Below are 26,480 nucleotides of genomic sequence, written 5' to 3' on the forward strand. Positions count from 1 at the left end.
CCATTGACCATTCCACCCCTATGCCCGCTGATAATTGGCCTGTCTTTACCCGTATATTTAAAAAATGACTGCAGTTTTTTCGCATTCTTAATTTTCAAATGATGCATTTGTTGGGCCGATGCATTCTGAACAAAGGCCACCACAGCAACGGTGAAAAACAATGCCTTAAAAACATTAGATTTATATGTCATATCGTTGTGATTTACTGTTTAAAAATTTTAAGCTTATATCTCCCTACTCCATCCACTCCTCCCATAAATTGGCATTTGTTGCCGCTAACGCACAACGGAAGTATTTAATGATGATTTTCTGTCAAACTGTAGAACGCATTCATTTTATTTACTAGCCCCCTCTCATCGAAAAACATTACTTCAATAGCGGTTTTATCTAACACCGTTTTGTAATACAATGCCACCGAATCGACACCTTCAGTTATACAGATGAGTTCAAATTTTAATTCCGGAAATCTGCTTAGTGCAATTGTCCAATATTCCCTTACGGCTTCCTTGCCTAACAAACGGCTTTCAGTTCCTTGGGTAGCGATTTTTATCATCGGGGACGTCACTTCGACGTCCTCAGAGAAGTGAGATAAAACGCCTTCGATGTCGTGGTTGTTCCACGCTTGTAACCACGCCTGAGCAAAATTCTTAATATCCATTTTTTTAATATTAGTCAATAATATTTGTTCTATCACCATGAGCCATTGGTTCAGATATAACTATGAATTGCAACGGCTCAGTTCCCATATTACATACAGAATGCTCCTTAGTGCTGGGCACATGAATGCACTAGGGTTATTTTCATACACGATATATTTACAATAGTTAATTACTTATCTGATCCATGTTAACTCAAGATACGAAAATGCATTTTGAACGGGGTTTGCTGTGTGGGCTTAAATTGACGATAGGTTATAAAGAGTTAGCTTCCACAAGTGATTTAATTTTTTCTAACATTGGTTTCCAACCCAGACCACCATTGTAGACTTCTTCAAAACGCTCGTTACCTTTCGCAACAGTTGTAAAATCTCCCTGACTTGCCGTTAATTTGGTTTTTCCATTTTCTTCCTTCAAATCATAAGCGACTTTTAAATAGTTTTCCGCAACGTCCTCGATGCTAGTATCATTCGGGTCAAACGTAGAGTATTGAAGATAACTGCCTGGGCATATTGCTAAAATCTGGCCTTTAACCGCAACGAATTCCTTCCCCTCAACCACACTTTTCCAGATTAAATTATCCCCTGGATCCCAGTTTGACACAGCCTCGCAGCCGTACATATAAATTTTGGTCTTTTCAGGATTAACTAGTGCATCCCACACACTTTCAGCAGGCGCATTAATTGTTATTGAATTACTTACAAATGATTTTTCCATATCGCTTATTTATTTTTTGACAATTATACTAAAGACGTGCTGTCGCAAATTGCATTTAAAGGATTTTTTCTAACAAAAAAAGAATGCCTCAAGAGCGTTTCTTTTGAAAGTGTTACTGAAAAGCCTTAGCACTGTTTCCTGACGAATATTTTCCATATTTCCATGTATTGGAATTATGATTTTTGTTCAAATCTGCAACTTAGATTAGATGAGGACATTTAGGTTGAGAAGTAATTGTTACCCATGGTAATAATTAAGTGCTTCTAAGATCGTAGAAACTTCATTTGGAGAGAAATGCAATGTCATTACATTCCATATTGATCTTTGATTTGTTGGTTTATTACACGCTTCAATACTTTGGATGAATAAGCATATAATATCGACATTATGATACAGGTTTCTTTCTCATAACAAGTGGCGTGATTCCGAAACGCTTTTTAAATGCATTGCTAAAATGCTGTGGACTTGCATACCCCAGGACATAGGCAATCTCAGCTGCGGTTTTTTGTGTATCCATTAGGTATTGATATCCTAACAGGAGACGTTGTTCAGCCAGGTAACCAAATACAGTCGTCTTGAATAATTCTTTAAACCCTCGCTTCAATTTGAATTCGTTCAAACCTACACTTAGGGCGACTTGCGATAACGTTGGCGGTGCTTGAAGGCGCTGATTGATCATATCACGGGCTGCGATTACCCTTTCTTTATCATCTTTATTATTGATAAATTTCTCGGAAGTCTGACTTGCAGAAGAGCATCCTTCAACAGTCAAAACGAGGAGTTCAAGACACTTTGATAGCATTAAAATTTGCTTCATTTTACCACTGTATTTGCAATTTGTAATCTGCCGAATTACAAATTCAATTTGAGGATTTATGGCTCCCCAATGATTATTTAGAATCGCACTCTTTCCACTTTCTACCAGGTCGCAAAACCTTTTGAGGCTATCGCAAGCATTTTGAGTAAATGCAATAAATGATCTCCTGGAGAACTGCACACCAAAGGTTTCAAGTTCTAATGACCTGTTTTGCACTAAGATGTCAAAGCCTTCGGAAAACATTAAATTATGGTGCCCTCCTATAAGATCAAACATGGAGTCCAATTGATTATAGGTAAAACAATAGTTTCCTTTAAGCCCAAAATGGAGTCTCACAACATCTTCCGTTCTGCTTGTAACGAAACTATCATACCTGTTAAACCTAGAGATATTGTGGTCAACCTTTATTTCATCAAATAGCCAGGAGATATTTTCAAACACACCGTCTTCCGTCTCTAATCGCTGAACTTGTTCTTCTGTCATTTCTCGTACCTGTATATAAATTCTATAACTCGATCTGGAACCACGCTATCTATAAGAAATCTTGATGCCAGTTCGTCATACACGATTTCATATTTCATTAATTCTTCTATTCGTTATCAAACATGCCTTTCCATCAGGATATTGTGCATCAGAAGGAATTTGGAACTAATGAAAGATTGAAATTTAAGATAAGTACAAATCAAAAAACTTTCTTTGGTCTTTGTGGTGGACACATGATTTAAATATTTTATCCAGTTAACGATGTGGAACAATTGGGAAGATCGTTTGTTTTCATTAACCAGTTTGGTGTGTAAAACATAAAAATTATAGCAATGGTATTCCTCCTTAATTTAAACACACCCAATGTGGTCGTTTCCCATTTTGATTAGCTGATAAAAAATTTAAAGATACCAACCAAGCCACTTTAGATTCAGGACAGGGTATAACCACAAAACTGTCCTTGTAATTGACGAATACCTTAAATAAATAATCATATGAAAAAGTACGAAAAGTTTAACCAGCAATATATCAATGGTATATGGAGAGATGGCGCTTCCTCTACAATAATAGATGATGTTAATCCATATGACCTTTCAGTGGTTTGCTCGTTCAGGGGGGCCAGTCTTGCAGACTTAAATGAAGCTTATGAAACTGCTGCTTTAGCACAAAAAGAATGGACCCGAAAACTGCCCAGTGAACGCAGTGAGGTGATGTTGACAGTAGCGGATATTATAGAGGCACGGCAAGAAGAAATTGCCGAAATTATGGCGATGGAATGTGGAAGCACCTATGTCAAACAAATAGCAGAAATAAAGATTACCGTCAATATTACCCGTGAAGCTGCAACGTTTCCAACTCGCCAACACGGTTTTATTTATGATTCCTATACTCCTGGAAAAGAAAGTCGAGCTTATCGTAAACCTTTAGGTGTGATCGGAGTCATTAGTCCCTTTAATTTTCCGCTAAACCTAACCATGCGTTCTGTCGGTGCAGCAATTGCTACTGGTAATGCCGTAGTGCTCAAACCAGCTTCGGAAACCCCAATTATTGGAGGAACCTTATTGGGCTTGCTCTTTGAAGAAGCCGGCTTACCTGCAGGTGTTCTAAATGTTATTGTTGGAAAATCATCAGAAATTGGTGATCCATTTTCTGCGCATCCCATACCAAAAATGATTTCTTTCACGGGTTCTACGGAAGTGGGAATTCGTATTGCCAAAATTGCTGCGGAGGGTTTAAAGAAAACCGCCTTAGAATTGGGTGGGAATAATGTATTTATAGTGTTAAACGATGCGGATATCGATCAGGCAGTTGCCGCGGCAGTATTTGGTAAATTTATGCACCAGGGACAGATTTGTATGTCCATTAACCGAATTCTTTTACAAGAAAACATTGCAGAAGAGTTTACGCAGAAATTTATTCAAAAAGTAAAAACTTTAAAATATGGGAGTCCTGCCGACAAAGATGTGCTGGTAGGCCCGGTGATTGATGATAAAGCCGTTAGCAGGATCATGAAAAGTATGGCAGAAAGTGTTGCGATGGGTGCTAAAGTTGCAGTTGGTGGCACATTTGAAGGTCGTGTAATTGCGCCAACGGTACTTGTAGGCGTAAAGAATGATTATCCAATTGCTAAAGATGAAATCTTTGGACCAGTAGCACCTATCATTAAATTTAGAGATGAGGAGGAGATGCTTAAATTAGCAAATTCGATAAACTATGGGTTAAGCGGCGCTATACACACCAAAGATGTAAACCGCGGTGTGTTATTGGCTAAGAAAGTAGAAACAGGAATGATCCACGTAAATGACCAAACCGTAAATGATGAACCTAACGCACCATTTGGTGGAGAAAAAGGTTCAGGACTGGGTCGTTTTAATGGTAACTTTATCATGGAAGAGTTTTCTACCTTACAATGGGTAACTGTCCAAAATGAAAAACGTCGTTATAGTCCGTTTGCATAATTATATCATATAAAACTGTTAAACTAAAAGACTCAGAATCATCACCTAATTACTTCAACGAAATATACAGCTAGCCTTTATGACTTGATTTCATTGCTTTTAATTTTTTAATTTTGGTATCGGATAGAAATTCCCGATACCGATCAGTTTCCATTCCAAATATCGCCATTTTCCCTTGGCTGTTACAATGAATTCCAAAACCATAAGTTTTGGTTAAAGGCGAAGCGCGAAAGCATGGTTGTCCCTTAGAAAAAAAATGTTCTCTAGCTTCCTTGTATTCTGCTTTAGTTAAACCCTTTTTGTCCGCGTACACAAAGAATAAAACATCATCCGATGTATACTTGTAAGGGTTATTAGCAATAAGTTTGAATTGCATTTCCGCTACCGTTTCTTTTTCCCTCTTTGGTGGTGGTGTACCGCTTTTCGCTTTGGTATCTTCTGAAACCTCAATTAAAGTATCGACGTAGTTTGTAGTGTGTAGTTTCATTTCCAAATTTTTAATTAAGGCTTTGTATTAGTCCTTTTTTGGTTCGGGAAGTGTATGTTTAGGTAATGTAGTTTGGATAAATTTCTTAATTCAGTGGCTAAACAGACTAGCAATTGCTAATTGCAGACCTTCAAGGTGAGTCCCTAAAAAGGCTTTATTGTTAAGTTTTCCTGCTTAAGCAGGATAAAATAAATAATCTTATTCACCGAACATTTGCAAATATCCACAGGTGGCATGTTGGCATTTTAGCGCAGCCATTATCTTAATAGAGGCTTTTAACTACTGTTGACCAAGTTGTTTCCGCTTTATATAGTATCGTTTTGCTTTGTCGCTAGAACCACAGACCTTCATGTCACACCATTTACGCCGATGGTTTTTGCTTTCATCGAGAAACAACCATGTGCAGCGACCACATTGCTTAATAAATATGTTTTTGCTTCCAGTCAAGATTTCATAGGCAGATAATACATAATGTCGCAATACCTGGGATAGATCTCCGTCCTGAACACTCCAATCTCTAAAAAGCTTAACTCCACTAATCGAAATCTTCCTGTGAGCTAATGTGTCGGCCAAATATTGGTTGAAAGTAGCGAGAACCTCTTGATCTATTTTCCCACGATTTGCCAGCGTACTAAAAATAGTATAAAGAACCTTCCGGACGTACTTTACTTCATTTAAAGCATTTGCCGCGAGTTCAGGATTCCGATTGGCTTCATCCTGTAGTGTTATTGATGTTTGTTGATGGATGATACCATGACGACAAGCAAGCGTAAGAAAGTCGGTATAGCTGTGTAGTCTCTCGACTATCTCGCCAGGTACCATTCCGTAGCCAGAATTAACAAGGTCTAGAGATGCGTTACCCGCGTCTAAACCCATTGTTTGTATCGTTGAGATTTTCATCATCTAACAAAGTTAAATAAATCACACCAATGTTTACTATTTAGATGGTATAAACCATACATTTGCACTGTCTAATTTAATTTTGGAGGTATGAAACATAGAGTAAGCAAATCTAAACGTAAGTTTTACAGCCTGGTGCAGTTTTGTAATTATAATTCAAACATAATATAACTGACTATGAAACAGGTTGTTTGCCTTAGACACTACATAATAACCACTATATTCTAATACGTTTCTCTATCAGATGTAAAGTATTTTTAGGTGAAATCTTTTACCCTCAGTCTATTTGTTAAACTGCATTTGGAATAGAGTCGAGCGAATGATCAAGCAAAGTCAAGAAGGTTAGTACCACTTTTCAAAGAACAATCGGCCCGCTAGTTCTGGAGAGGCAAATATTTCTTTAAATCATCACCATAAAATATTTCCATAATCACGTAAACTGTTAAGACATTATAGGTCATTAGTATTAATTAAATCTATCGCTTTAGCTTTCGCATCTTCACTTTTAACAATATAATCAGGCGCAACTCCTTTATGTTCCCAATTACTTTTCGTAATTTCAATTATTGGAACTGTAGTAGAAATAGAAATTCTAAAATTCTCTGGCAATGAAAAGTAGGTGTTTCTATTTGCTCCCCCTGCCGAATTTTCTCCAACTATTTTTGCTTTTTTGTGTGCTTGTAAAACGTAGGCAAAATATTCAGATGCCGAGGCGGTTTTTTTGTCGATTAGAATATAAAGAGGATTATTCACCCTAAGCTTTCCATAAATCAAATCTGAGGAATATGTTGTAACGGGATTTTTTGTTTTATCTGAAAAATAAGTCGTCGATAACAAAATAGGTTCTCCTTCAAAATAGTGACTTAGAATATATTCCATTATCCCAGGATAGCCACCGCCATTACCTCTTAAATCAACTATTAAGGCAGATGTGTTTTCAACAAGTTTCATTGTTGCTATTGCAGTCTGCATTGAACGTTTTGGATGCATAAATTCGACTATCTTAATGTAGCCTATGTTATTTTCCAATATTTGAACTTCCCTAAAGCCATAATTTAAAAGCTTTTCTCTTTTAAGTTCTTCTTTTTCCCAAAGTTTATTATTGTCAGAAGTTCTTGAAGCATTTCCTGAATACTCTATATACAAATGTCCATCATTACTTATTTCTCTCAAATCTGCCGAAACTGTTTTTGCGAAATTATCAGGATCGTTTATTGCGTAATATTTTCCACTTTTTATTTTGAAATTAAACAAATCTACTATTTGCTGTCGGTCCTTTTTAACAACGTGATTTGACATAATCAAATTTCCAATGTGAGAGGTGATATCTGTAATTTGAGTTTTACTTAATGTCTGGCCATTTACATTCGAACTGGCGATTATAAGTGCTAATAGGCTAAATAACTTTATTTTCATTTTGTGTAGTTTATTTCGTTTATAGGATTTCCACATCAAAAATTTATCTACCGTCGTGGTCGTCGGAAAAATCCATTATGCTTGCAATGTCTTTCTTAAGATTTTCCAATTACCTCCCCTGTGTTAACCGCCACTTCTGCTGCGCGCCTGTTAATCATATTGTTCACACGATACATTAAAATAATACCTACAATAGATACTACTACGATAACATATCCAACTATATCATAATGCTCGAGGGGGCTTGCAGGTGTTTTTTGGTAAACGATCGTGCCGGCAACTGATGCAGCAACCCCGCCAGCTATCTGCTGTAACGAAGCGTTAATGCTCATAAAGCCCCCCCTGTCGGCCATGGAGGGGATAGCACTTGTTAAAGCGATGGATGGCACCATGCGGCCCATAATACCCATCATCATTATAATATTAAATAGTATGACCAAGCCAAATGGGATGACGGATTGATTGGTGTATAATACACATACCACCATTAGCCATATACTAGCGAGGGCAAACAGCTTAAATTTATTTACTTTATCGCTCAGCTTACCGATCATTGGCATCACTATTAATGCGCAAACTCCCGAAACCATGAAAAGAATAGGTAAGCGCGTGCTATATACTCCTAAATTATTTACAGCAAATGCACTGCTAAAAGGCATCATCATAAAACCACCTATAGATAGTAGCGCGGTTGCTGTAAAGCCTATTCTATAATCGCGGTTGGCAACAGTGGACCACAAATGTGCCACCACCGATCGGTCGTGCTGTAAAGCCAGATGTTCGGCAATAGGACGCATTTTAACCAGTATTACCACAGCAACAATAGCAGCTAACGCAGCAGTTGCCAAAAATGGCGATTCCCAGCCCCAATGGTTGGCCAGCCATATACTAATGGGTATGCCTAAAACCTGGCTGGCACCGAAACCCATTTGTAAAAACCCCATAACTCTGCCGCGTTGCTCTAAGGCAAACATATCTGTAACAATGGCCATAGATATCGAACCTATTACGCCACCAAACAATCCGGTTATTATACGTGCGACAAGTAAGAATTCATAGCTATTGGCAAAGCCGCAAGCAACTGTACCAATCGTAAAACCAGTATAGTAGAAAAGCAATAACTTTTTACGATCGTATTTATCGGCAAAGCCTGCAGTTAGTAATCCAGAGATGCCTGCGCTAAAAGCATACGCCGATACCGCTACCCCAAATTTAGTAGGAGTTAAGCTTAACGATTTCATAAGCATATCGCCTAGTGGCGACATGATCATAAAGTCGAGTATAACAGTAAATTGCGTCATTGCCAGTAAGAAAATTACTAACTTTTGGTATTTAGTAAATGGTGGCGAAGTGGTTTCTTTCATAGTAAGTATTATATAATATAAACTGTTAGGTTAGTTCATCGCATTTATAACCACTATTGGTGGTAGGTTGTATAATATGTGGGTGCTGCATGGTGTCGGAGATAGAGATTTTACCATTAACCAAAGATAATAAAATTCATACCAATGTAAATAACTTTGTTGGTATGAATATATCTTGGCGTTCAATTTATCGCTTTCAACCGCCATATTCGGCATGGGTCGTGGGGACGCATTAATGTTGGGGGGCTATTCGCAGTCGCTATGGGAGGCATGCTTTATGAGAGAATGTTGATGTTTCAACTAGAAGATTCATAATCTTTTGGTCGCTGGTCCGTGCCAAGCTGGGCCCACTGCTTAAAAAGCCGCTTCATAAAGAAAAGCGGCTTTTTTCATTTCAACCTCATTCAGTTACCCCAGTCTCTCCCTAAATTCTTTTGGCGATACGTCAGTAACAGTTTAATATACCTGGTAAAAAAGACTGACAGCTGAAGTTCATTTCATCTGCATTTTTTTACACCAACAAAACCGACGCTTTAAATCCTTTGCTCCACTGTAAATCCACTAATCTGCTTTCTGCAAGCCAAAATAAAAACTGTCCAGCTTTGCACTCCATCCGCGCTTGATTAAATACAAATTTTTAAATTGCCACCATGGCAGTATAAATGTGTATGTTACTGTTTTAATAAGGCAGCGGTTAGCATGTTTAAATCATTTATTACCAATAAAATAACTTTTGGTAACTGTTATTGCTTCATTGGCCTTTGATAATTTCTCAAATAGGAAATATTTGACATTATTGGCGTGTTTAATAGTATAAATACGAATGGTTTTGGACGGAGATTTGTGCCTATCCGTTCGTAATGATTAAAACAGATAACAACATATTCGCCGATTTGTACAACGGAAAAACCGTCACCAACAGCCATCCGGAAATTGCGAAGCTTCGGGCTTCATCCTATGCCACTATATCGTTGCTTCAAAAGTTAAACAGCAGCGCGGATCCATCGGAGATTGCCAGGATCCTCAGCCAAATTACCGGAAAAGATATGGATGAATCTGTAGCTATTTTCCCCCCGCTATACATCAATAACGGCACAAATTTATACATCGGCAAAAACGTATTTATCAATTTCGACTGTACGTTTCTGGCTTTGGGGGGCATTATAATCGAAGACAATGTGTTGATAGGCCCTAAAGTGAGCATGCTTTCCGAAGGCCACCCGCTCGATCCTGAACAAAGAGACAGTTTGGTTCCGGGCAAAGTTCATATTAAGAAAAATGCCTGGATTGGTGCCAATGCAACCATTTTGCCCGGTGTTACCATCGGCGAAAACTCAGTTGTAGCAGCAGGTGCGGTGGTTTCAAAAGATGTGCCCGATAATACGGTAGTTGCTGGGGTTCCAGCAAAAGTCATTAAGTCAATTATATAAAAATTTCATATGAAAATAACACAAATCACTTTAGTCATGATGTTTACGGCCATGTTGTTCGCTTGTAATCAAACCAAGGAAAAAATGGACGATAAGAAACAGGAGGTTGAAGCCATTTTCCCAAAAGGTGAAAAGGGCTCAAAGGATTTATTCACCGGCAATGCTTATCCCACTCCCTTGTTAAACGCAGACAGCGTTTATAATACATTGATTGGCAACGTTTATTTCGAGCCAGGCGCCAGAAGCAACTGGCATATTCATCCGTCTGGCCAAATTTTGATTATTACCGATGGCGTCGGTTATCACCAGATAGAAGGTAAACCTATTGAAATCATCAAAAAAGGTGATGTGATAAAATGCCCGCCAAATGTGCGTCATTGGCACGGCGCCAGTCAGGATGTGGGCTTGCAACAATTGTACGTCATTCCGGATACTGAAAAAGGCATTGTAAAATGGTACGAAGCCGTTACTGATGACCAGTATTCGGCAAGCAATTTAAAAAATGAAAAATAACAGCAAGTTCTCACGAAGAAGCTTATTCATCCTTCTGATTTTTTCAATACCATTCTCCTCTTGCTTAGCAAGCTGCAGTCTAAATGATGAACCAGCAGCAAATAAAGCAAGTAATAATCCACCTGCATATAAAAATAAAAGCAAAATGAAATTAACAGTAGGAGATAAAATTTTTAAGGTAACACTGCTTGATAATCCTTCAGTCAATGCATTTAAGGCGTTATTGCCCATGACCATTACGATGAACGAGCTTAATAATAATGAAAAAGTACACTATTTAAATACTGCACTTCCTACCAATTCTCGATCCGTTGGAAAAATTCATGTAGGTGATTTTTTGCTGTACGGAAATAATGCGGTGGTTTTATTTTACGAAAGTTTTAACACCATCTACAATTACACAAGATTAGGAAAAGTGGATGATGTTACCGGCTTAAAAGAGGCATTAGGAAGCGGAAATGTGACGGTAAAATTCGAATTGCAGTAAGAGCATTTGCAATAGATAAATGCAAAATATTGAAAAAAGGCCTTTTTAACCGTCGAATGAGCAATAATTAAACTTTAATAATTAAAGAAATGGCAGATCATATCAAAAATAAAGTAGTGATCATTACTGGAGCGAGCAGTGGAATGGGCAAAACTGCAGCGAAACACCTGGCTACACTTGGGGCGACTGTAGTGCTTGGCGCAAGAAGGGCTGATAAAATAGAAAAATTGGCCAAAGACATTCAGAACGCGGGCGGGAAAGCCCTTGCTGTGGCGGCAGATGTAACAAAGTTAGACCAGGTAAAACACCTCGTTGACACCACTGTTCAACAATTTGGACGTGTGGATGTGATCATCAATAATGCAGGAATTATGCCTTTGTCGCCAATGGACAGGTTAAATGTTGAAGAATGGAATTCGATGATCGATGTAAATATCAAAGGTGTGCTCAATGGCATTGCTGCGGTTTTGCCTTACATGATGGAGCAAAAGTTTGGGCAAATCATCAATACCTCCTCGGTTGCAGGTCATAAAATATTTAATGGGTCTGCGGTTTACTCTGCTACAAAATTTGCGGTACGTGCGCTCACAGAAGGTTTACGAATGGAAGTAAAGCCTTATAATATCCGCACTACCATTGTTTGTCCAGGTGCTGTTAAAACAGAATTGCTGGAACACATTTCTGAGGCAGATATTCAGCGGGCTAACCAGGACTATGTGGCTGAAGTAGGAATTAGTCCAGACAGTTTTGCACGTGTGGTTGCTTTCGCCATCAGCCAGCCGGAGGACGTAGACATCAATGAAGTCATCTTCCGCCCAACTGCACAAGAACTATAATCAGTTTTATCGGATATCACCAGCCCTAATCATACTGTTCACACAACCCACCCTAAAACGAAAAAAGCCGCTTCTCTTTAAGAAAAGCGGCTTTTTAAGCAGTGGGCCCAGCTGGGCTCGAACCAGCGACCAAAAGATTATGAGTCTTCTACTCTAACCAACTGAGCTATAGGCCCCGTAAAATCTTGTTTGATTTTGCGAGTGCAATGTTACATATTTACATCGAATTTTAAAACATATTTAATGCAAAATATAAAAAATGTTATTTTCGATTACGGTAATGTCATCTTCGAAATAGACTTTAAAAAGGCCCAAGATGCTCTGCAACAACTGGGTATACAAGATATAGAAAATTTTTTCGCCCACAAAGGACATAACAGTTTATTTGATGATTTTGAGACTGCAACCATCACACCTGATCAATTTAGAGAAGGAATCAGGCTCGCTGCCAAAAATAATGAGCTCACCAACGAAGAAATTGATGCCGCATGGAATAGTTTATTGATCGGTGTAGCACCTAATATTCACGATGTTTTACTGCGTGTAAAAGAAAAATACCGCACATTCCTGTTAAGCAACAGCAACGAAATTCATTACAACTACATCGTAGATTATTTAAAAAACGAGCATACGCTGGAGGATATCAATACCTTATTTGAGAAAGCATATTTCTCACAACACATGTATTTGCGCAAACCTCATCAGGAGATTTTCGACAAAGTGATTAAAGATAACAACTTAAAACCCGAGGAGACGTTATTTATTGACGACAGTCCGCAACACCTGGAGGGTGCAAAAAAGGCCGGTCTGCAAACACTTTTAATGACGGAAAACCCTAAAAACCTCGAAGCGTTTCTTAAAAAGAACAACATCATCTAAGCATGACCCATAAAAAATTTAAAACCTTAAAGGAGTTCTATCCTTTTTACTTATCAGAACATAGAAATTTAACAAGCAGGATCCTTCACTTTATTGGCACAGGCCTGGTCGTTCTGCTGTTCGCTACCGCAATACTGTTTCACAACTTTCAATTTTTACTGGCCATCCCAGTAGTAGGCTACGGTTTTGCATGGATAGGACACTACTTCTTTGAAAAAAATAAGCCGGCTACCTTTCAATACCCTATGTTTAGCCTGGCAAGTGATTTTATGCTGTTCTGGGACCTGCTTTCCGGCCAGCAACCTTTTAGAGTAGATGATAAAAAATAAATTGCATGATTATGCAATTTAGAATGCCGGTTAGGCATTTAATAAAAAAGGGCTTGCTAAATTTTATTTAGCAAGCCCTTTTTTATTCTTACAGGTGTATATTACATTCTCCTGCGTGCTTTTTCCTTGGCAATCAGGTTAAGCTCTCTGCTCGTTTGTCCTGCCACCGAAGTATTTTCCTGAGCTCTTCTAAACAAGTAAGGCATTACGGCTTTAATGGGGCCGTACGGCACATATTTAACCACATTATAACTGGCGTCTGATAAGTTAAAACTTAAATTGTCGCTCATACCTAACAATTGAGAAAAATACACATGCGAATGGTTGTGCGGAATTTCATACTCGTCTAAAAGCTGGGCCAGAATCTGGCAACTTTCTTCGTTATGGGTACCAGCCACAAATCCAATCTCTTTGATATTTTCTACACAGTAACGTAAGCAAGCGTTGTAATCTTTGTCGGTAGCTGCTTTGTCTGGTTGAATCGGCGATGGGTAGCCCATTTCTTCCGCACGTTTTCTTTCTTTCTCCATATAAGCACCACGAACCATCTTAACGCCAAGAATGAAACCCGTTTCACGTGCAATCAGGTGATCAGCTTTCATATCAGCAAGTTTATCATGACGGTACATCTGGTAGGTATTGTATACCACCAAACGCTCACGGTTAAACAGACGCATCATGTCTAAAGCCAGTTCATCTATCGTTTTCTGGATCCAGCTTTCTTCCGCATCAATCATGATGGGAACATTTTTATCATAGGCTCTTTGGCAAATCTTCCTGCAACGTGCAGTTACCTTTGCAAATTCGGCTTCCTCAGCTGCAGTTAGTGGTTGCTTTGCGTCAATTTTTTCTAACAAAGCGAAACGACCAATTCCTGTAATTTTAAAAACGGTAATTGGCAAACGTGAATCACCCGCTGCCCGTTCAATCGTTCTTATAATTTCTTCGCAGGTGAAATCGAACACCTCTTCCTTTTCTTCACCTTCTACAGAATAATCTAGGATCGTTCCTACCCTACCCAAGGCAAGTTGTTTAATGGTATTCTCACATTCTGCTATGGTTTCGCCACCGCAAAACTGCTTAAATATAGTTGCCCTGATAAGGGGTTTAAGGGGTAAGCCTGCATTTAGAAAGAAATTGGTTATAGGTGGACCAATTTTTACTAGAAAATTACTGCTAATTACTTTGTATAAATAGTAGGCACTGTTTAAATCAGCATTCGATTTATTCCTAAACGCAATCTCTGTGTTTTCGAAATTCAATCTTTTTATGGGGGTTGTTTCCATTGATGAGCTATGTGTGTGTTGTGATGCAAAAATATAAAATCCCACACATTACCTTGTAAAACAGTGTGTATTTATTGTAAATTGCGATCATAATGATAGAATTTAAACTAGAAGGTGAATTTATTCCCTTAATCCAGCTCCTAAAAGCAACCGGTTTGGTTCAAAGTGGTGGCGAAGCACAAACTGTTGTTGAAGACGGATTGGTAAAATATAATGGTGCAGTTGATCATCGTAAACGTTTAAAAGTTCGTGCAGGCGATGTGATCGATTTTATGGGTCAAACGATAAAAGTAATTTAATGGCAGTATTAGAAAGTGCAGGCAGCACCATCCACTTCGAAACGCACCTGGCGCCTTTGATGCCTATTATTGAAAAAGGTAAGTACAGCAAAGTATTCGTATTTGCAGACGCCAATACTTCCGAAATCTGTTTGCCGGTTTTCAGGGAGATGTTAGATGACTTCAGTGACTTTGACCTGATTGAAACAGATCCAGGAGAAGAAAACAAGAATATCGATTTCTGTATTGGAATTTGGAAAACATTGCTTGATTTTGAAGCAGACCGCAAATGCCTGATGATTAACCTTGGTGGCGGCGTGATTACCGACATGGGTGGCTTTATTGCCTCAACCTATAAAAGGGGCATCCATTTCATTAACATCCCCACTACCCTGCTTGCACAGGTTGATGCCTCTGTTGGGGGAAAAACAGGTATTGATATCGATAATGTTAAAAACATGGTGGGTACTTTCACTTTACCTCAGGCTGTATTTATTGAAACAGCCTTTCTTAAAACATTACCTGAACGTGAATTACTATCTGGCTTTGCCGAAATGATCAAACACGGCTTAATAGCTGACAAAGATTATTACCAGGCGTTAAAAAACAGCAATTATAAATTTCCGGATGCCCAGGCTATTTTCCGTTCAGTGGAAATTAAAAATGAAGTGGTTACCACAGATCCGCATGAACAAAACCTGCGTAAGATCCTGAACTTTGGGCATACCATAGGGCATGCTGTGGAAAGTTATGCATTGAGCAACAACCCAATGCCACTCACTCATGGTGAAGCTATCGCAATAGGAATGATATGTGAAGCCTTCTTGTCAAATCGCAATAGCAACCTGACCGAAGCCGAACTGAAAGACATTACCAGCTATATCACCAGCTTATACCCTGCATACACTATTGCCACGGAAAGCTTTGACGATCTGATCACACTTATGCAGAGTGATAAAAAGAACGAACATGGCCAGGTAATGTTCTCTCTATTAGAAAGCATTGGTCATTGTGAGTATAATTGCGTTGTATCTGTTAAGGATATTAAAGATAGTTTAACTTATTTCAACTCTTGTTACACAAATAACACGCAAGGCGGCTAAAATTTCGTGGCAGCGGATAAAGAAACTAACACACAATAATTAATTTTTTTTAATTAGCTATTGACAAATTAAATTTTGTTTGTACATTTGAAATAATAAAACAGAAAAAAGTGTGAAAACACTGCTGTTAAAGTAAAAGTTGATACCTTCATAACGCTGGTAGCTACCTTAAAAAAAAGACAACAAATACTGATGAGAAACATTACTACATATTGGTTTGGTTACTTCTACTATTTTAGTAAGAGCCGGGACTGATATGCAATTAAAATAACAACATAACTGTATATGAAAAGTCCCGGCCTAAAGCCGGGACTTTTTTGTTTAAAAAAAAATGAAAAAAGCAATTAGGGTAGCCATTCAAGGTATTAAAGCATCATTCCATGAGGAGGCTGCATTTAAATTTTTCGGGAAGGACATTGACACCATCGAGTGCAATTCTTTTAAACACACATGTGAAGCACTGGAAAAGAACGATGCGGATTTTGTGGTAATGGCTATAGAAAACTCCATAGCCGGCAGTTTGCTACCTAACTACACATTAATCAGAGATTACAATTTTGCCATTGCAGGCGAGGTTTACCTGCCAATACAACTGCACCTGATGGCTTTACCGGGCGTAAAATTTGAGGACGTAAAATACGTAACCTCCCACCCCATCGCCATCCGCCAGTGCATTGACTTCATAGATGAATATCCACATTTGCAAGTGGTAGAAAGTACAGATACGGCAGCTTGTGCTAAAAAAATCAGGGATGAAGAGTTAAAAGATACCGTGGCCATTGCCAATACCCTGGCGGCTGAACTTTACGGCCTGAACATCATAGAAAGAAGAATAGAATCCAATAAAAAGAATTACACACGTTTCCTGATTCTAAAACGTGATAAAAGTGAAGACGAAAAAACGATCAATAAAGCATCCATCTGTTTCCAGGTCAGCAACCATGTAGGTGCACTTTCTAAAGTACTCAACATATTTGCAGAGAATGAAGTAAACCTTACCAAAATACAATCCATGCCCGTTTTAGGTAAAAGAAACGAATACTACTTCTATGTAGACCTGGAATGGAAAAACATGGAGAATTACGATACAGTAGTACGTAAAGCTGTTAAATACACCGCCAACTTCAATATCATGGGCGAATACCTTAAAAACGATAAAGTCTAATCAATCAAAAATATTAACATTCAAAACCCCTACACAATGAAATTAAATTTAAACATCCAGCCACTAAGTACCTGGATCAACCTTAAAAATGAGCCTTTAATTATCTCTGGACCTTGCAGTGCAGAAACAGAAGACCAATTACTTTCTACTGCACACTTATTGGCGGCAACCGGAAAAGTATCTGTATTAAGAGCAGGCATCTGGAAACCACGTACCCGTCCGGGAGAATTTGAAGGTATTGGTAGTATTGGGTTAGAATGGCTTAAAAGAGCGAAAGAAGAAACAGGTTTACCTACCGCTGTTGAGGTGGCTACAGCTAAACATGCTGAAGAAGCACTTGCAGCTGGTGTTGATATTCTTTGGATTGGTGCTCGTTCTACTGCAAACCCTTTTACTGTACAGGAAATTGCTGATGCCTTAAAAGGTGTTGACATCCCGGTATTGGTTAAAAACCCGGTTAATCCCGATTTATCTTTATGGGTTGGTGCCCTTGAACGTATCAACAATGCTGGTATAACTAAATTAGGTGCAATCCACAGAGGATTCTCATCTTACGAAAAAAGCTCGTTCCGTAACGAACCAATGTGGGAACTTGCAATACAATTAAAAACCCTTTGTCCGGAATTACCGATCATCAACGATCCAAGTCACATTTGCGGAAACAGAGAACTTATCCCTTACATTTCTCAAAAAGCATTAGACCTTGATATGCAAGGATTAATGATCGAATCGCACATCGATCCTTCAGTAGCCTGGACAGATGCAAAACAACAAGTAACACCAGCAGCTTTAGCAGAATTGGTAGAACGTTTCAGTTTGCGTAAACCTGAGTCTAAAAACGAAGCATTTGCAGATAAATTAGCAGAATTAAGAAAGCAAATTGATAAGATTGATGATTTGATGATCCAGAAATTGGGTGAAAGAATGTCAATCGTTGAAAAAATAGGTGAGTATAAAAGAGATAACAACGTGACCATTTTACAGGTTAGCCGTTGGGATGAGATTATCCAGAAGAGATCTGCTTTTGCAAGAGCATTAAAACTGGACTCAAACTTCACCGAGAAATTCCTGGAACTTGTTCACAACGAATCTATCAGAAAACAAACAGAGATCATGAATGAAGGTAAAGAAACTTCTAACATTGAAGAAGCTTCAGCCCAATAAACAACGGTATGAAGAAAAACGCAATTGTTTCTTTCCTTAACAAAAAAGAGATCCATGCTGAAATCAACCTTACAGGTTCTAAGAGCGAAAGCAACAGGGCACTGGTTATCGCTGCCCTGAGTAAGGGACTTGTGGAGGTTGATAATTTATCGGATGCTGAAGATACTGTGGTGTTAAACCACATATTATCCTCCTTAACAAACCGCGACCAGAAATTACATCAGGTTGATGTAGGACATGCCGGCACAGCCATGCGTTTCTTAACAGCCTATCTTTCTACACTGGAAGGCACCTTTTTGTTAACGGGATCAAAACGCATGACCGAAAGGCCCATCCGCTTATTGGTGGATGCCTTAAAAGGCATGGGTGCAATTATTGGTTACGTAGGTGAAGCAGGCTATCCGCCTTTGTTAATCTCCGGAGGTTTCGAACAGACCACCAATAAGGTTAGCATAAAAGGCAACGTTAGCAGCCAGTACCTTTCTGCGCTGCTCATCATTGCTCCTGTACTTCCTCAAGGTTTGTCGTTGGAAATCATCGGATCACCTACTTCGAAACCTTATATCGACATGACGTTGAGCATGCTTGAAGAAGCAGGTATCAAACACGAATGGAAAGATAATACCATCACCATTGCGCCACAGCCTTTCCAGGCTTGCAAACTTACTGTAGAACCAGATTGGAGTGCAAGCTCTTACTGGTACAGCATTGCCTGCCTGGCCGATACGGCTTCCTTAACGTTGCCACACCTGAAGGAGAAAAGTTTGCAAGGCGATAGCCGGATCCAGGAAATCATGCAACAACTCGGCGTACAAACCACACGTACTGCTAATGGCATCGCTTTAAAATCTACCGGAGAAATAAATGCATCATCAGAAGTAATTAACCTGAAGGATTGCCCGGACTTAGCACAAACCATTATTGTAGCCGCTGCAGCAAAAGGTTTAAACCTGGCATTTACAGGATTAGAGACCTTAAAAATTAAAGAAACCAACCGCGTTAAAGCTTTACAAAATGAGTTGGCCAAAATTGGCGTAGCTTTATTGGAAGATAACGAAGTTTATACCCTGGATTGTGAAGGACTCCATTTCCCGGAGCATGTTTTAATTAAAACTTACGACGACCACCGTATGGCTATGGCCTTCGCACCCTTAAGCTTACTGATTAAAGAAGTGGAGATCGAAGACCTGCATGTGGTGGAAAAATCTTACCCTGATTTCTGGAAGGATCTGGAAAAAGCTGGTTTCACCATTAAAGAATTGTAGTAAACACCTAAACTGAAAAATATGGCTGGAAATACATTCGGGCAATTGTTTAAAATATCCACATTTGGAGAGTCACACGGACCAGCTATAGGCGTAATCATAGATGGCTGCCCGGCACAACTGAACATCGACCTCGATTTTATACAATCAGAACTCGATAAAAGAAAACCGGGGCAGTCGCGCATCACCACGCAAAGAAAGGAAAGTGATACCGTGCAGGTCCTTTCCGGAATATTTGAAGGTAAAAGCACCGGAACACCCATTGCTTTGCTGATTCCTAATGAAGACCACCGTTCTAAGGATTACGAGCACAACAAGGACGTATACCGACCTTCACATGCCGACTACACTTACGACGCTAAATACGGCTTTCGCGATCACCGGGGCGGTGGCAGGTCATCAGCCAGGGAAACAGCAGCACGTGTAGCTGCAGGTGCCATTGCGAAGCTATTATTAAAAGAACAAGGCATAGAAATTTTTGCGCATGTTTCTGCCGTAGGCAAAATTAATGCGCCTAACCTGGAAGACCTTAACATCTCTGAGCTTCTGGAATTAAGAGAAGAAAACATTGTGCGTTGCGTGGATCCCGCAACGGCAAAACAAATGATTGAATGCATTGATGGCATTCGCAAAGATGGCGACACCATTGGTGGTAAAATCAGCTGTCTTATCAAAAACTGCCCGGCAGGAATTGGAGAACCTGTGTTTGATAAACTGCATGCCGACTTAGGCAAAGCGATGTTAAGCATCAATGCTGTACACGGCTTTGAATATGGGTCTGGCTTTACAGGAAGTGAAATGAGAGGTTCCGAACATAACGACATCTTTATTACTGACGGTGAAACGCCAAGAACGATCACTAACTTTTCAGGCGGTATTCAAGGAGGCATTTCTAACGGTATGGAAATTAACTTTACGGTTGCATTTAAACCCGTTGCCACCATTATGCATAACCAGCAAACGGTTAATGCCGCCGGAGAAGCATCGGAAATTAAAGGCAAGGGCCGTCATGACCCATGTGTGGTACCACGTGCCGTTGTTATTGTTGAAGCGATGGCTGCATTGGTATTAGCCGATCAGTTGTTGCGAAGCAAAACCAATAGAGTGGGTTAGCCAGTCAACCAAAATTAAAAAGCTCAGCATGGAATATGCTGAGCTTTTTTTATGAACCATCCGGTTGGCTAAACTTTGAAATCACACCTACCGGAAAGGCTATTATAAACGCGGTCCCTAAAAAATGGCCGGGTATTTAACTTTATTGTATTCGTGCATCATTTGGTAAACAGTTTCTACCACATCATCAACAGATGGCTTGGTGAAATAATCGCCATCAGAACCATAAGGCGGGCGGTGCGCTTTAGCCGATAAAGTTTTAGGCTGGCTGTCTAACATGAAATAACCACCCTGCTCTTCCAGAATCTGTTGCATAAGGTAAGCACAACCACCTCCCGGAACATCTTCATCAACCACCAATAACTTATTTGTCTTTTGTAAAGAAGCAGCACATATTTTATCGGTGTCAAAAGGTAATAGCGTTTGAGGATCTACAATTTCAATGGAAATACCCAACTTCTCTAGTTCCTCTGCAGCCTCTTCTACTATTCTCAAGGTAGAACCATATGATACCACGGTCAGGTCGGTACCTTGTTTAATCACTTCAGCTTTACCAAGAGGCAAAGTATACTCACCAATGTTCTCTGGTAACTTTTCTTTTAAGCGGTACCCATTTAAACATTCGATTACCAGGGCTGGTTCATCAGACCTGAATAAGGTATTATACATACCGGCAGCCTGTGTCATGTTACGGGGCACACACACATGTAAACCACGTAAAGAGCCCAGGATCATTGAAATCGGCGAACCAGAATGCCATACCCCTTCTAAACGGTGGCCACGGGTACGAATGATAACCGGGGCCTTCTGTCCTGCTTTAGTACGGTAAGATAAACTAGCCAGGTCATCGCTCAATATATTTAAGGCAAATAACAGGTAATCCAGGTATTGTATTTCAGCAATTGGCCTCAAACCACGTAAAGCTAGTCCTATGCCCTGCCCAACAATGGTCATTTCCCTGATGCCGGTATCGGTGATTCTTAATTCACCATATTTAGCCTGTAAGCCTGCAAAACCCTGGTTTACATCACCAATATTCCCAAGATCTTCACCGAATGCTACCAAACGCGGATCACGGGAGAAATTGCGGTCAAAACACGCATTCAGGATTTCCCTGCCGTCAACCATTTTACTTTGTTCTGTATAAACGGCTGGATTTTCCTCAACAAGTAGCGGACTCTCTTTACCATCAGTAAACAACTTCGAATTGTAACGCTCCTTGTTTTCTTCCAATTTCTCGTTTAACCAGTTAACCAAGGTTGCACGTGCAACAGATGGTTTATTGATCGTTAACCTTAGTGTTTTACGTACAGCAGTTAATATTTCCTTGCGCAAAGCATCAGGCGTACTGTTTAACTGACTTATTAATTTATTTATTTGTTGATCGCCATCGGCCACAGCCGTAAGCATTTTCAAAGCCTGCTCTTTTTCGACGTTAATACTACCAAGAAATTCATTCCAGGCTTCTTTCTGAGCCAGTCGAACCATTTGTTTGGCTTCGGTTTCTAATTGTGTTAAATCCTCTTCTGTACAAATGGCCGATTCAAGCATCCATTTGCGCATCTGCACAATACAATCGAACTCTCTCTCCCATTCCAGGCGTTGCTTATCTTTATAACGCTCATGAGAACCTGAGGTAGAATGTCCCTGCGGTTGTGTCACTTCGGTTACATGAATCAACACCGGTACATGTTCTTCACGGCAAACGTCAATGGCACGCTGGTAAGTTTCGCATAAAGCCGGGTAATCCCATCCGCGAACTTTAAATATTTCATAGCCAGCAGTATTTTCATCACGCTGAAAGCCTTTTAGAATTTCCGAAATATCTTCTTTAGTGGTTTGGTACCTAGCAGGTACAGATATACCGTAACCATCATCCCAAACCGACATGGCCATAGGAATCTGTAATACACCTGCAGCATTGATGGCTTCAAAAAACACCCCTTCAGATGTAGATGCGTTGCCAATAGTGCCGAAAGCAACCTCATTACCGTTAACAGAGAAATTCTTTAAATATGCTAATTCAGGATTCTTTCTATATAATTTAGATGCATAGGCCAAACCAACAAGGCGAGCCATTTGGCCACCCGTAGGTGCGATATCAGCCGATGAATTCTTCATGGCTGTTAAATCTTTCCAACTACCGTCTTCATTTAATGAACGGGTAGCGAAGTGGCAATTCATCTGTCTTCCTGCCGATGCCGGATCAGCTTCCAGATCTGGATTTGCATAAAGTTGTGCAAAAAATTCCTTGATGGTACATATACCAGTGGCAAAGGCAAAGGTTTGATCCCGGTAATAGCCCGAGCGCCAATCGCCATTTTTAAATGCCTTAGCCATGGCTATTTGTGGCAACTCTTTACCGTCACCAAAAATTCCAAACTTTGCTTTTCCTGTTAAAACTTCCTTACGACCCAACAAACTAGCCTGGCGGCTTTCATAAGCGATTTTGTAATCGTTAATGACGATGGTTTTGAAGTCTTCAAAGCTTAGAGCTGAAGCATCAATAGGGTTCGTGGTAAGTTTATTATTTGGCATCATAAGCATTTATATTACTGGACAAAGATAACATTTTATAAAGTATGGGTTAAAAACCCGTGTAATTATATAGTGGTATACTTTTTGAAATGTAATTTTAAACATTAGATTTGTTTAAAATCAAACATTCATGAAAAAGCTAATTATACTATTTTCCTTCGTATTAGGTATTGCAGTTACAACTCAGGCACAAACTAAACCAGCAGAATTTAAATTTGATAAAGAGAGTCATAACTTTGGTAAAATTCCGGCAAACCAGCCAGTTTCAGTAGAGTTTAAGTTTACAAATATAGGTGATACTCCTTTAATATTAACAAAAGTTGAAACCACCTGTGGCTGTACTGTACCAGAATACACACAAACGCCCATTAAAAAAGGCGAAGCTGGGGTAATAAAAGTAACCTATAGTGCAGCAGGTGCTCCGCTTCCATTTAGCAAGAGCGTTAGCGTTAGTTCTAACGCTAAAACACCTACTAAAGTTTTGTATATCAAAGGCGAAACAACCAAGTAAAGGTAAAATTTAATTTAACTGAAAACCTCGTTATTAAACGAGGTTTTTTTATTTTTGCCCCATGCCCAAAATATCCGATAAGGGAGTGCAAATGCCTGCATCTCCAATTAGAAAACTAACTCCATTTGCCGACCAAGCTAAAAAAGACGGTAAGAAAGTATATCACTTAAACATTGGCCAGCCAGATATCGCAACCCCTGAGGTCATGCTTAATGCCATCAAAAACATAGATTTTAATGTTTGGGCATATACACCTTCAGAAGGCACGTTAAGTTATAGAACCAAGCTTGCAGAATATTACAATAAGTTAGGCTATAACATTACCCCGGAAGACATCCTCGTTACTGTGGGTGGTTCTGAAGCCATCACCATTGCCATGCAGACCTGCGTTAACGAAGGCGATGAGATTATTATTCCTGAACCTTTTTACGCCAACTATAATGGTTTTGCATGCATGAGTAATGTAGTGGTTAAACCTATCCTTTCTTACATTGAGAATGGTTTCGCCCTGCCTCCTATTGCAGAATTTGAAAAACTGATTACGGCTAAAACAAAAGCCATCATTATATGTAACCCGAACAACCCAACTGGTTATTTGTACTCCAAAGAAGAATTAGAGGCATTGAAAACACTATGTGTTAAACACGACCTGTTCTTGTTTTCTGATGAAGCTTACCGTGAGTTTTGCTACGATGGTAAAGAATTCATCTCTCCCATGCATTTGGAAGGGTTGGATGATAACGTAGTGGTTTTAGATACTGTTTCTAAAAGATACAGCGCTTGTGGTGCACGATTAGGATGCTTAATTACCAAAAATAAAGAAGTGATCAAGTCTGGCTTAAAGTTCGCACAGGCGAGATTAAGTCCGGGTATGGTTGAACAAATTGCAGGTACTGCTGCTGTTGACACCCCAGATAGTTACTTCGAAGAAGTGAACCGTGAATATACCTTAAGAAGAGATACCCTGGTAGGACGTTTAAACGCTATTGATGGTGTGTTTTGCCCAAACCCAGGTGGTGCCTTTTATGTAGTCGCACAATTTCCAATTGACGATGCGGACTACTTCTGCCAATGGATGCTGGAAAGTTTTGAGCATGATGGCCAAACTGTCATGATGGCGCCAGCAACTGGTTTTTACTCCACACCAGGTTCTGGTAAAAAAGAGGTAAGAATGGCCTATGTATTAAATATCGATGATTTAAATAGTGCCATGGATTGCCTTGAAGTAGCATTAAAACAATACCCAGGTAAAACATTGGCATAATTTTAGTACTTTTGTATTGCTGACGCTTACTGCGTTTCTAAACCTTTACTGGTTTAAGAAACATGGAGTAGTTAACCCGGGGGGTTGTCAGCCGTATTTGGGGCCGTCTTGGATTTGACAGGGTGGAGCTAAGTATGTAAGCATGCAGTGCGTTGTACGGCGAGCACTTTAAAGAGAACGTTCACACTATAATTGGCGAAAATAACTACGCCTTAGCTGCCTAATTTAGAATTAGCTAGCTTTTGTTCCTCTGACTGCTGCGTTGTTAGGTCAGAATCCGGAGCATCGAAATAACGACGCTGGCAACTGCAGGGTGCGATGCAGATGCGAGATAAAGCACCTAAGGAGAAAGATAAGGTCGGTTTCCAGCCCGTCTGATCCCTACAATTAATTGGAAAATAAGCATGTAGAAGGCATAATTTATCACACAACTGGACAAGGGTTCGAAACCCTTCGGCTCCACAAACCTAACTGAAATCAATCAGTTGCAATCAATACACCCAATTTTACACCCATCATAGTGTAGTTGGGTGTTTTTTTATGCTTGCTTTTTTATTCCTTAATGGACGTATAAGTATTCAGAATCTGCCTGCTAAAATTCTATCAGCAGGCAGATGTTAAGCGGTTAATGGTAAATCTTTTTGTCAAAGGCTATTATAACTGGGTATAAATATATAATTTTCAGATTATCGTCGTCTTTAATAGGATAATAGAACAGTTTCGAAATAGTAAGATCTATGTTAGACCTCATTGTTTTATTATATTTGGTGTCATAGATTATTATCGCAACGGGCATTATGAATGATACACGCTCATTATCACCCATCAAATCTTTATAATCATATGTTTGTAGTGCTTCAAGACCAATTAGTTGGTTGGCTACATTCTCGTTGTTGTTCGTTATAACTGGAATGTAGTCCTTATTCTTATCAACTACGATTTGAATGTTAAAAGCATAGAATGCGGTAGAATCTTTAAAAAGATTCTTTTTGATACTTTCAATAGTGAATTTATGGAAGTTCTCTAACGCCTGATAAGGGACTTGTGCGAATATATTAGAACTAAGTACTATTAATATTATCGTTAGGTTTATTCTTATTCGCATTTTTGTTTTCCTGTAGCTCCTACTAAATAATTTATTGCTTTTTGTTCAATTTCTTGCTTACTTTACGACACCACATTACTACCATCGTATACTTGGAAGTTAGTTGCAACTTGATATGCGTCATTTTGCATTACAGTTCTCCATTCTAAAGCAGATGCATCAACATAACTTATTCCATATAATTCTTTTAAAAAATGTGCTGTCGGGTCAATGCAGTTAATTGCCATCCTCTCGTGATCCATTCCTTCTATTTCCTCGTCATTACCTGAATGTGTCCTAAAGTAAGCATGAATTGCTTCATGAATTATAACCGCTGCGTAATACTCTTTGGAAGCATCTTCCAATACAATTAAGAATCGTTTTATAAAGTTACATTGTAAACTAATTATCAACGTTATATCCCAAATTAATTTGAT

25 protein-coding genes, 1 tRNA gene, 1 other RNA gene and 1 pseudogene are annotated in these 26,480 nt (G+C 39.3%); 16 read left to right on the forward strand and 12 right to left on the reverse strand.

The window, feature by feature from the left end; genetic code table 11:
* The 4 genes and pseudogenes from ACR2F3_RS16210 to ACR2F3_RS16225 all read right to left on the reverse strand — a co-directional run.
* Positions 1-191, reverse strand: a pseudogene (locus ACR2F3_RS16210) (glycerophosphodiester phosphodiesterase family protein); the annotation flags it as partial.
* A gap of 104 nt (positions 192-295) precedes the next feature.
* Positions 296-697: a nuclear transport factor 2 family protein gene (locus ACR2F3_RS16215; protein WP_432711031.1), complete on the reverse strand. Its 402-nt coding sequence runs from the start codon at positions 695-697 to the stop codon at positions 296-298.
* 214 nt (positions 698-911) lie between these two features.
* Complete coding sequence (locus ACR2F3_RS16220; RefSeq protein ID WP_432711032.1) at positions 912-1,373, reverse strand: SRPBCC domain-containing protein; 462 nt, start codon at positions 1,371-1,373, stop codon at positions 912-914.
* Positions 1,374-1,758: 385 nt separating this feature from the next.
* On the reverse strand, positions 1,759-2,673 hold the full coding sequence (locus ACR2F3_RS16225) for a helix-turn-helix domain-containing protein (RefSeq protein WP_432711033.1): 915 nt from the start codon (positions 2,671-2,673) through the stop codon (positions 1,759-1,761).
* A 494-nt stretch (positions 2,674-3,167) separates the two neighbouring features.
* Between ACR2F3_RS16225 and ACR2F3_RS16230 the strand changes: the two genes are divergently transcribed.
* Entirely contained in the window at positions 3,168-4,631 is a 1,464-nt protein-coding gene (locus ACR2F3_RS16230) for an aldehyde dehydrogenase family protein (RefSeq protein ID WP_432711034.1), read from the forward strand.
* A 70-nt stretch (positions 4,632-4,701) separates the two neighbouring features.
* On the opposite strand, the gene ACR2F3_RS16235 is transcribed toward ACR2F3_RS16230, so the two are convergent.
* The 4 genes from ACR2F3_RS16235 to ACR2F3_RS16250 all read right to left on the reverse strand — a co-directional run bounded on the left by ACR2F3_RS16235 (position 4,702) and on the right by ACR2F3_RS16250 (position 8,798).
* Entirely contained in the window at positions 4,702-5,118 is a 417-nt protein-coding gene (locus tag ACR2F3_RS16235; protein ID WP_432711035.1) for a DUF6157 family protein, read from the reverse strand.
* Positions 5,119-5,397: 279 nt separating this feature from the next.
* Positions 5,398-6,021 carry a CGNR zinc finger domain-containing protein gene (locus ACR2F3_RS16240; protein ID WP_432711036.1) on the reverse strand — a complete coding sequence of 208 codons (624 nt, stop codon included), beginning with the start codon at positions 6,019-6,021 and terminating at the stop codon, positions 5,398-5,400.
* A 447-nt stretch (positions 6,022-6,468) separates the two neighbouring features.
* The gene (locus tag ACR2F3_RS16245; RefSeq protein ID WP_432711037.1) at positions 6,469-7,434 is read right to left on the reverse strand and encodes a S41 family peptidase; all 966 of its coding nucleotides are present in this window, start codon (positions 7,432-7,434) and stop codon (positions 6,469-6,471) included.
* Positions 7,435-7,529: 95 nt separating this feature from the next.
* Positions 7,530-8,798: an MFS transporter gene (locus ACR2F3_RS16250; protein ID WP_432711038.1), complete on the reverse strand. Its 1,269-nt coding sequence runs from the start codon at positions 8,796-8,798 to the stop codon at positions 7,530-7,532.
* An 860-nt stretch (positions 8,799-9,658) separates the two neighbouring features.
* Between ACR2F3_RS16250 and ACR2F3_RS16255 the strand changes: the two genes are divergently transcribed.
* The 4 genes from ACR2F3_RS16255 to ACR2F3_RS16270 all read left to right on the forward strand — a co-directional run bounded on the left by ACR2F3_RS16255 (position 9,659) and on the right by ACR2F3_RS16270 (position 12,064).
* Positions 9,659-10,228 carry a sugar O-acetyltransferase gene (locus tag ACR2F3_RS16255; RefSeq protein WP_432711039.1) on the forward strand — a complete coding sequence of 190 codons (570 nt, stop codon included), beginning with the start codon at positions 9,659-9,661 and terminating at the stop codon, positions 10,226-10,228.
* Between the two features lie 9 nt (positions 10,229-10,237).
* On the forward strand, positions 10,238-10,741 hold the full coding sequence (locus tag ACR2F3_RS16260; RefSeq protein ID WP_432711040.1) for a cupin domain-containing protein: 504 nt from the start codon (positions 10,238-10,240) through the stop codon (positions 10,739-10,741).
* Complete coding sequence (locus ACR2F3_RS16265) at positions 10,731-11,228, forward strand: cyclophilin-like fold protein (RefSeq protein WP_432711041.1); 498 nt, start codon at positions 10,731-10,733, stop codon at positions 11,226-11,228. Before ACR2F3_RS16260 ends, ACR2F3_RS16265 begins: the two co-directional genes overlap by 11 nt.
* 89 nt (positions 11,229-11,317) lie before the next feature.
* Positions 11,318-12,064 (forward strand): SDR family oxidoreductase, encoded by a 747-nt coding sequence (locus tag ACR2F3_RS16270; protein ID WP_432711042.1) that lies wholly within the window; start codon positions 11,318-11,320, stop codon positions 12,062-12,064.
* Positions 12,065-12,166: 102 nt separating this feature from the next.
* Here ACR2F3_RS16270 and ACR2F3_RS16275 read toward each other — a convergent pair.
* A tRNA-Ile gene (locus ACR2F3_RS16275) sits at positions 12,167-12,240 on the reverse strand.
* A gap of 67 nt (positions 12,241-12,307) precedes the next feature.
* Here ACR2F3_RS16275 and ACR2F3_RS16280 point away from each other — a divergent pair.
* Entirely contained in the window at positions 12,308-12,943 is a 636-nt protein-coding gene (locus tag ACR2F3_RS16280; protein WP_432711043.1) for an HAD family hydrolase, read from the forward strand.
* A 2-nt stretch (positions 12,944-12,945) separates the two neighbouring features.
* Positions 12,946-13,272, forward strand: coding sequence for an Mpo1-like protein (locus ACR2F3_RS16285; RefSeq protein ID WP_432711044.1), 327 nt, complete (start codon positions 12,946-12,948; stop codon positions 13,270-13,272).
* A gap of 101 nt (positions 13,273-13,373) precedes the next feature.
* On the opposite strand, the gene ACR2F3_RS16290 is transcribed toward ACR2F3_RS16285, so the two are convergent.
* Positions 13,374-14,558, reverse strand: a complete 1,185-nt coding sequence (locus tag ACR2F3_RS16290) for a proline dehydrogenase family protein (RefSeq protein WP_432711045.1) — start codon at positions 14,556-14,558, stop codon at positions 13,374-13,376.
* Positions 14,559-14,650: 92 nt separating this feature from the next.
* Here ACR2F3_RS16290 and ACR2F3_RS16295 point away from each other — a divergent pair, with 92 nt between their 5' ends.
* The 6 genes from ACR2F3_RS16295 to aroC all read left to right on the forward strand — a co-directional run bounded on the left by ACR2F3_RS16295 (position 14,651) and on the right by aroC (position 20,646).
* The gene (locus ACR2F3_RS16295; RefSeq protein WP_432711046.1) at positions 14,651-14,857 is read left to right on the forward strand and encodes an RNA-binding S4 domain-containing protein; all 207 of its coding nucleotides are present in this window, start codon (positions 14,651-14,653) and stop codon (positions 14,855-14,857) included.
* The gene (aroB, locus tag ACR2F3_RS16300; RefSeq protein ID WP_432711047.1) at positions 14,857-15,939 is read left to right on the forward strand and encodes a 3-dehydroquinate synthase; all 1,083 of its coding nucleotides are present in this window, start codon (positions 14,857-14,859) and stop codon (positions 15,937-15,939) included. Before ACR2F3_RS16295 ends, aroB begins: the two co-directional genes overlap by 1 nt.
* A gap of 331 nt (positions 15,940-16,270) precedes the next feature.
* On the forward strand, positions 16,271-17,104 hold the full coding sequence (locus ACR2F3_RS16305; protein WP_432711048.1) for a prephenate dehydratase: 834 nt from the start codon (positions 16,271-16,273) through the stop codon (positions 17,102-17,104).
* Between the two features lie 36 nt (positions 17,105-17,140).
* On the forward strand, positions 17,141-18,268 hold the full coding sequence (locus ACR2F3_RS16310; protein ID WP_432711049.1) for a chorismate mutase: 1,128 nt from the start codon (positions 17,141-17,143) through the stop codon (positions 18,266-18,268).
* Between the two features lie 8 nt (positions 18,269-18,276).
* Positions 18,277-19,533, forward strand: coding sequence for a 3-phosphoshikimate 1-carboxyvinyltransferase (gene aroA / locus ACR2F3_RS16315; protein ID WP_432711050.1), 1,257 nt, complete (start codon positions 18,277-18,279; stop codon positions 19,531-19,533).
* 21 nt (positions 19,534-19,554) lie between these two features.
* Positions 19,555-20,646, forward strand: coding sequence for a chorismate synthase (aroC, locus tag ACR2F3_RS16320; RefSeq protein WP_432711051.1), 1,092 nt, complete (start codon positions 19,555-19,557; stop codon positions 20,644-20,646).
* Positions 20,647-20,763: 117 nt separating this feature from the next.
* Here the strand turns inward: aroC and ACR2F3_RS16325 are convergent, their stop codons facing one another.
* Positions 20,764-23,187 carry an alpha-ketoacid dehydrogenase subunit alpha/beta gene (locus tag ACR2F3_RS16325; RefSeq protein WP_432711052.1) on the reverse strand — a complete coding sequence of 808 codons (2,424 nt, stop codon included), beginning with the start codon at positions 23,185-23,187 and terminating at the stop codon, positions 20,764-20,766.
* 127 nt (positions 23,188-23,314) lie between these two features.
* Between ACR2F3_RS16325 and ACR2F3_RS16330 the strand changes: the two genes are divergently transcribed.
* The 3 genes from ACR2F3_RS16330 to ssrA all read left to right on the forward strand — a co-directional run bounded on the left by ACR2F3_RS16330 (position 23,315) and on the right by ssrA (position 25,424).
* Positions 23,315-23,695 carry a DUF1573 domain-containing protein gene (locus ACR2F3_RS16330; RefSeq protein ID WP_432711053.1) on the forward strand — a complete coding sequence of 127 codons (381 nt, stop codon included), beginning with the start codon at positions 23,315-23,317 and terminating at the stop codon, positions 23,693-23,695.
* A gap of 61 nt (positions 23,696-23,756) precedes the next feature.
* Positions 23,757-24,959, forward strand: a complete 1,203-nt coding sequence (locus ACR2F3_RS16335; protein ID WP_432711054.1) for a pyridoxal phosphate-dependent aminotransferase — start codon at positions 23,757-23,759, stop codon at positions 24,957-24,959.
* 99 nt (positions 24,960-25,058) lie between these two features.
* Positions 25,059-25,424: a transfer-messenger RNA gene (gene ssrA / locus ACR2F3_RS16340) on the forward strand.
* 702 nt (positions 25,425-26,126) lie between these two features.
* On the opposite strand, the gene ACR2F3_RS16345 is transcribed toward ssrA, so the two are convergent.
* Positions 26,127-26,408 carry a hypothetical protein gene (locus ACR2F3_RS16345; protein ID WP_432711055.1) on the reverse strand — a complete coding sequence of 94 codons (282 nt, stop codon included), beginning with the start codon at positions 26,406-26,408 and terminating at the stop codon, positions 26,127-26,129.
* Positions 26,409-26,480: the final 72 nt, after the last annotated feature.

The organism is Pedobacter sp., from assembly GCF_045627485.1.
GTDB lineage: Bacteria > Bacteroidota > Bacteroidia > Sphingobacteriales > Sphingobacteriaceae > Pedobacter.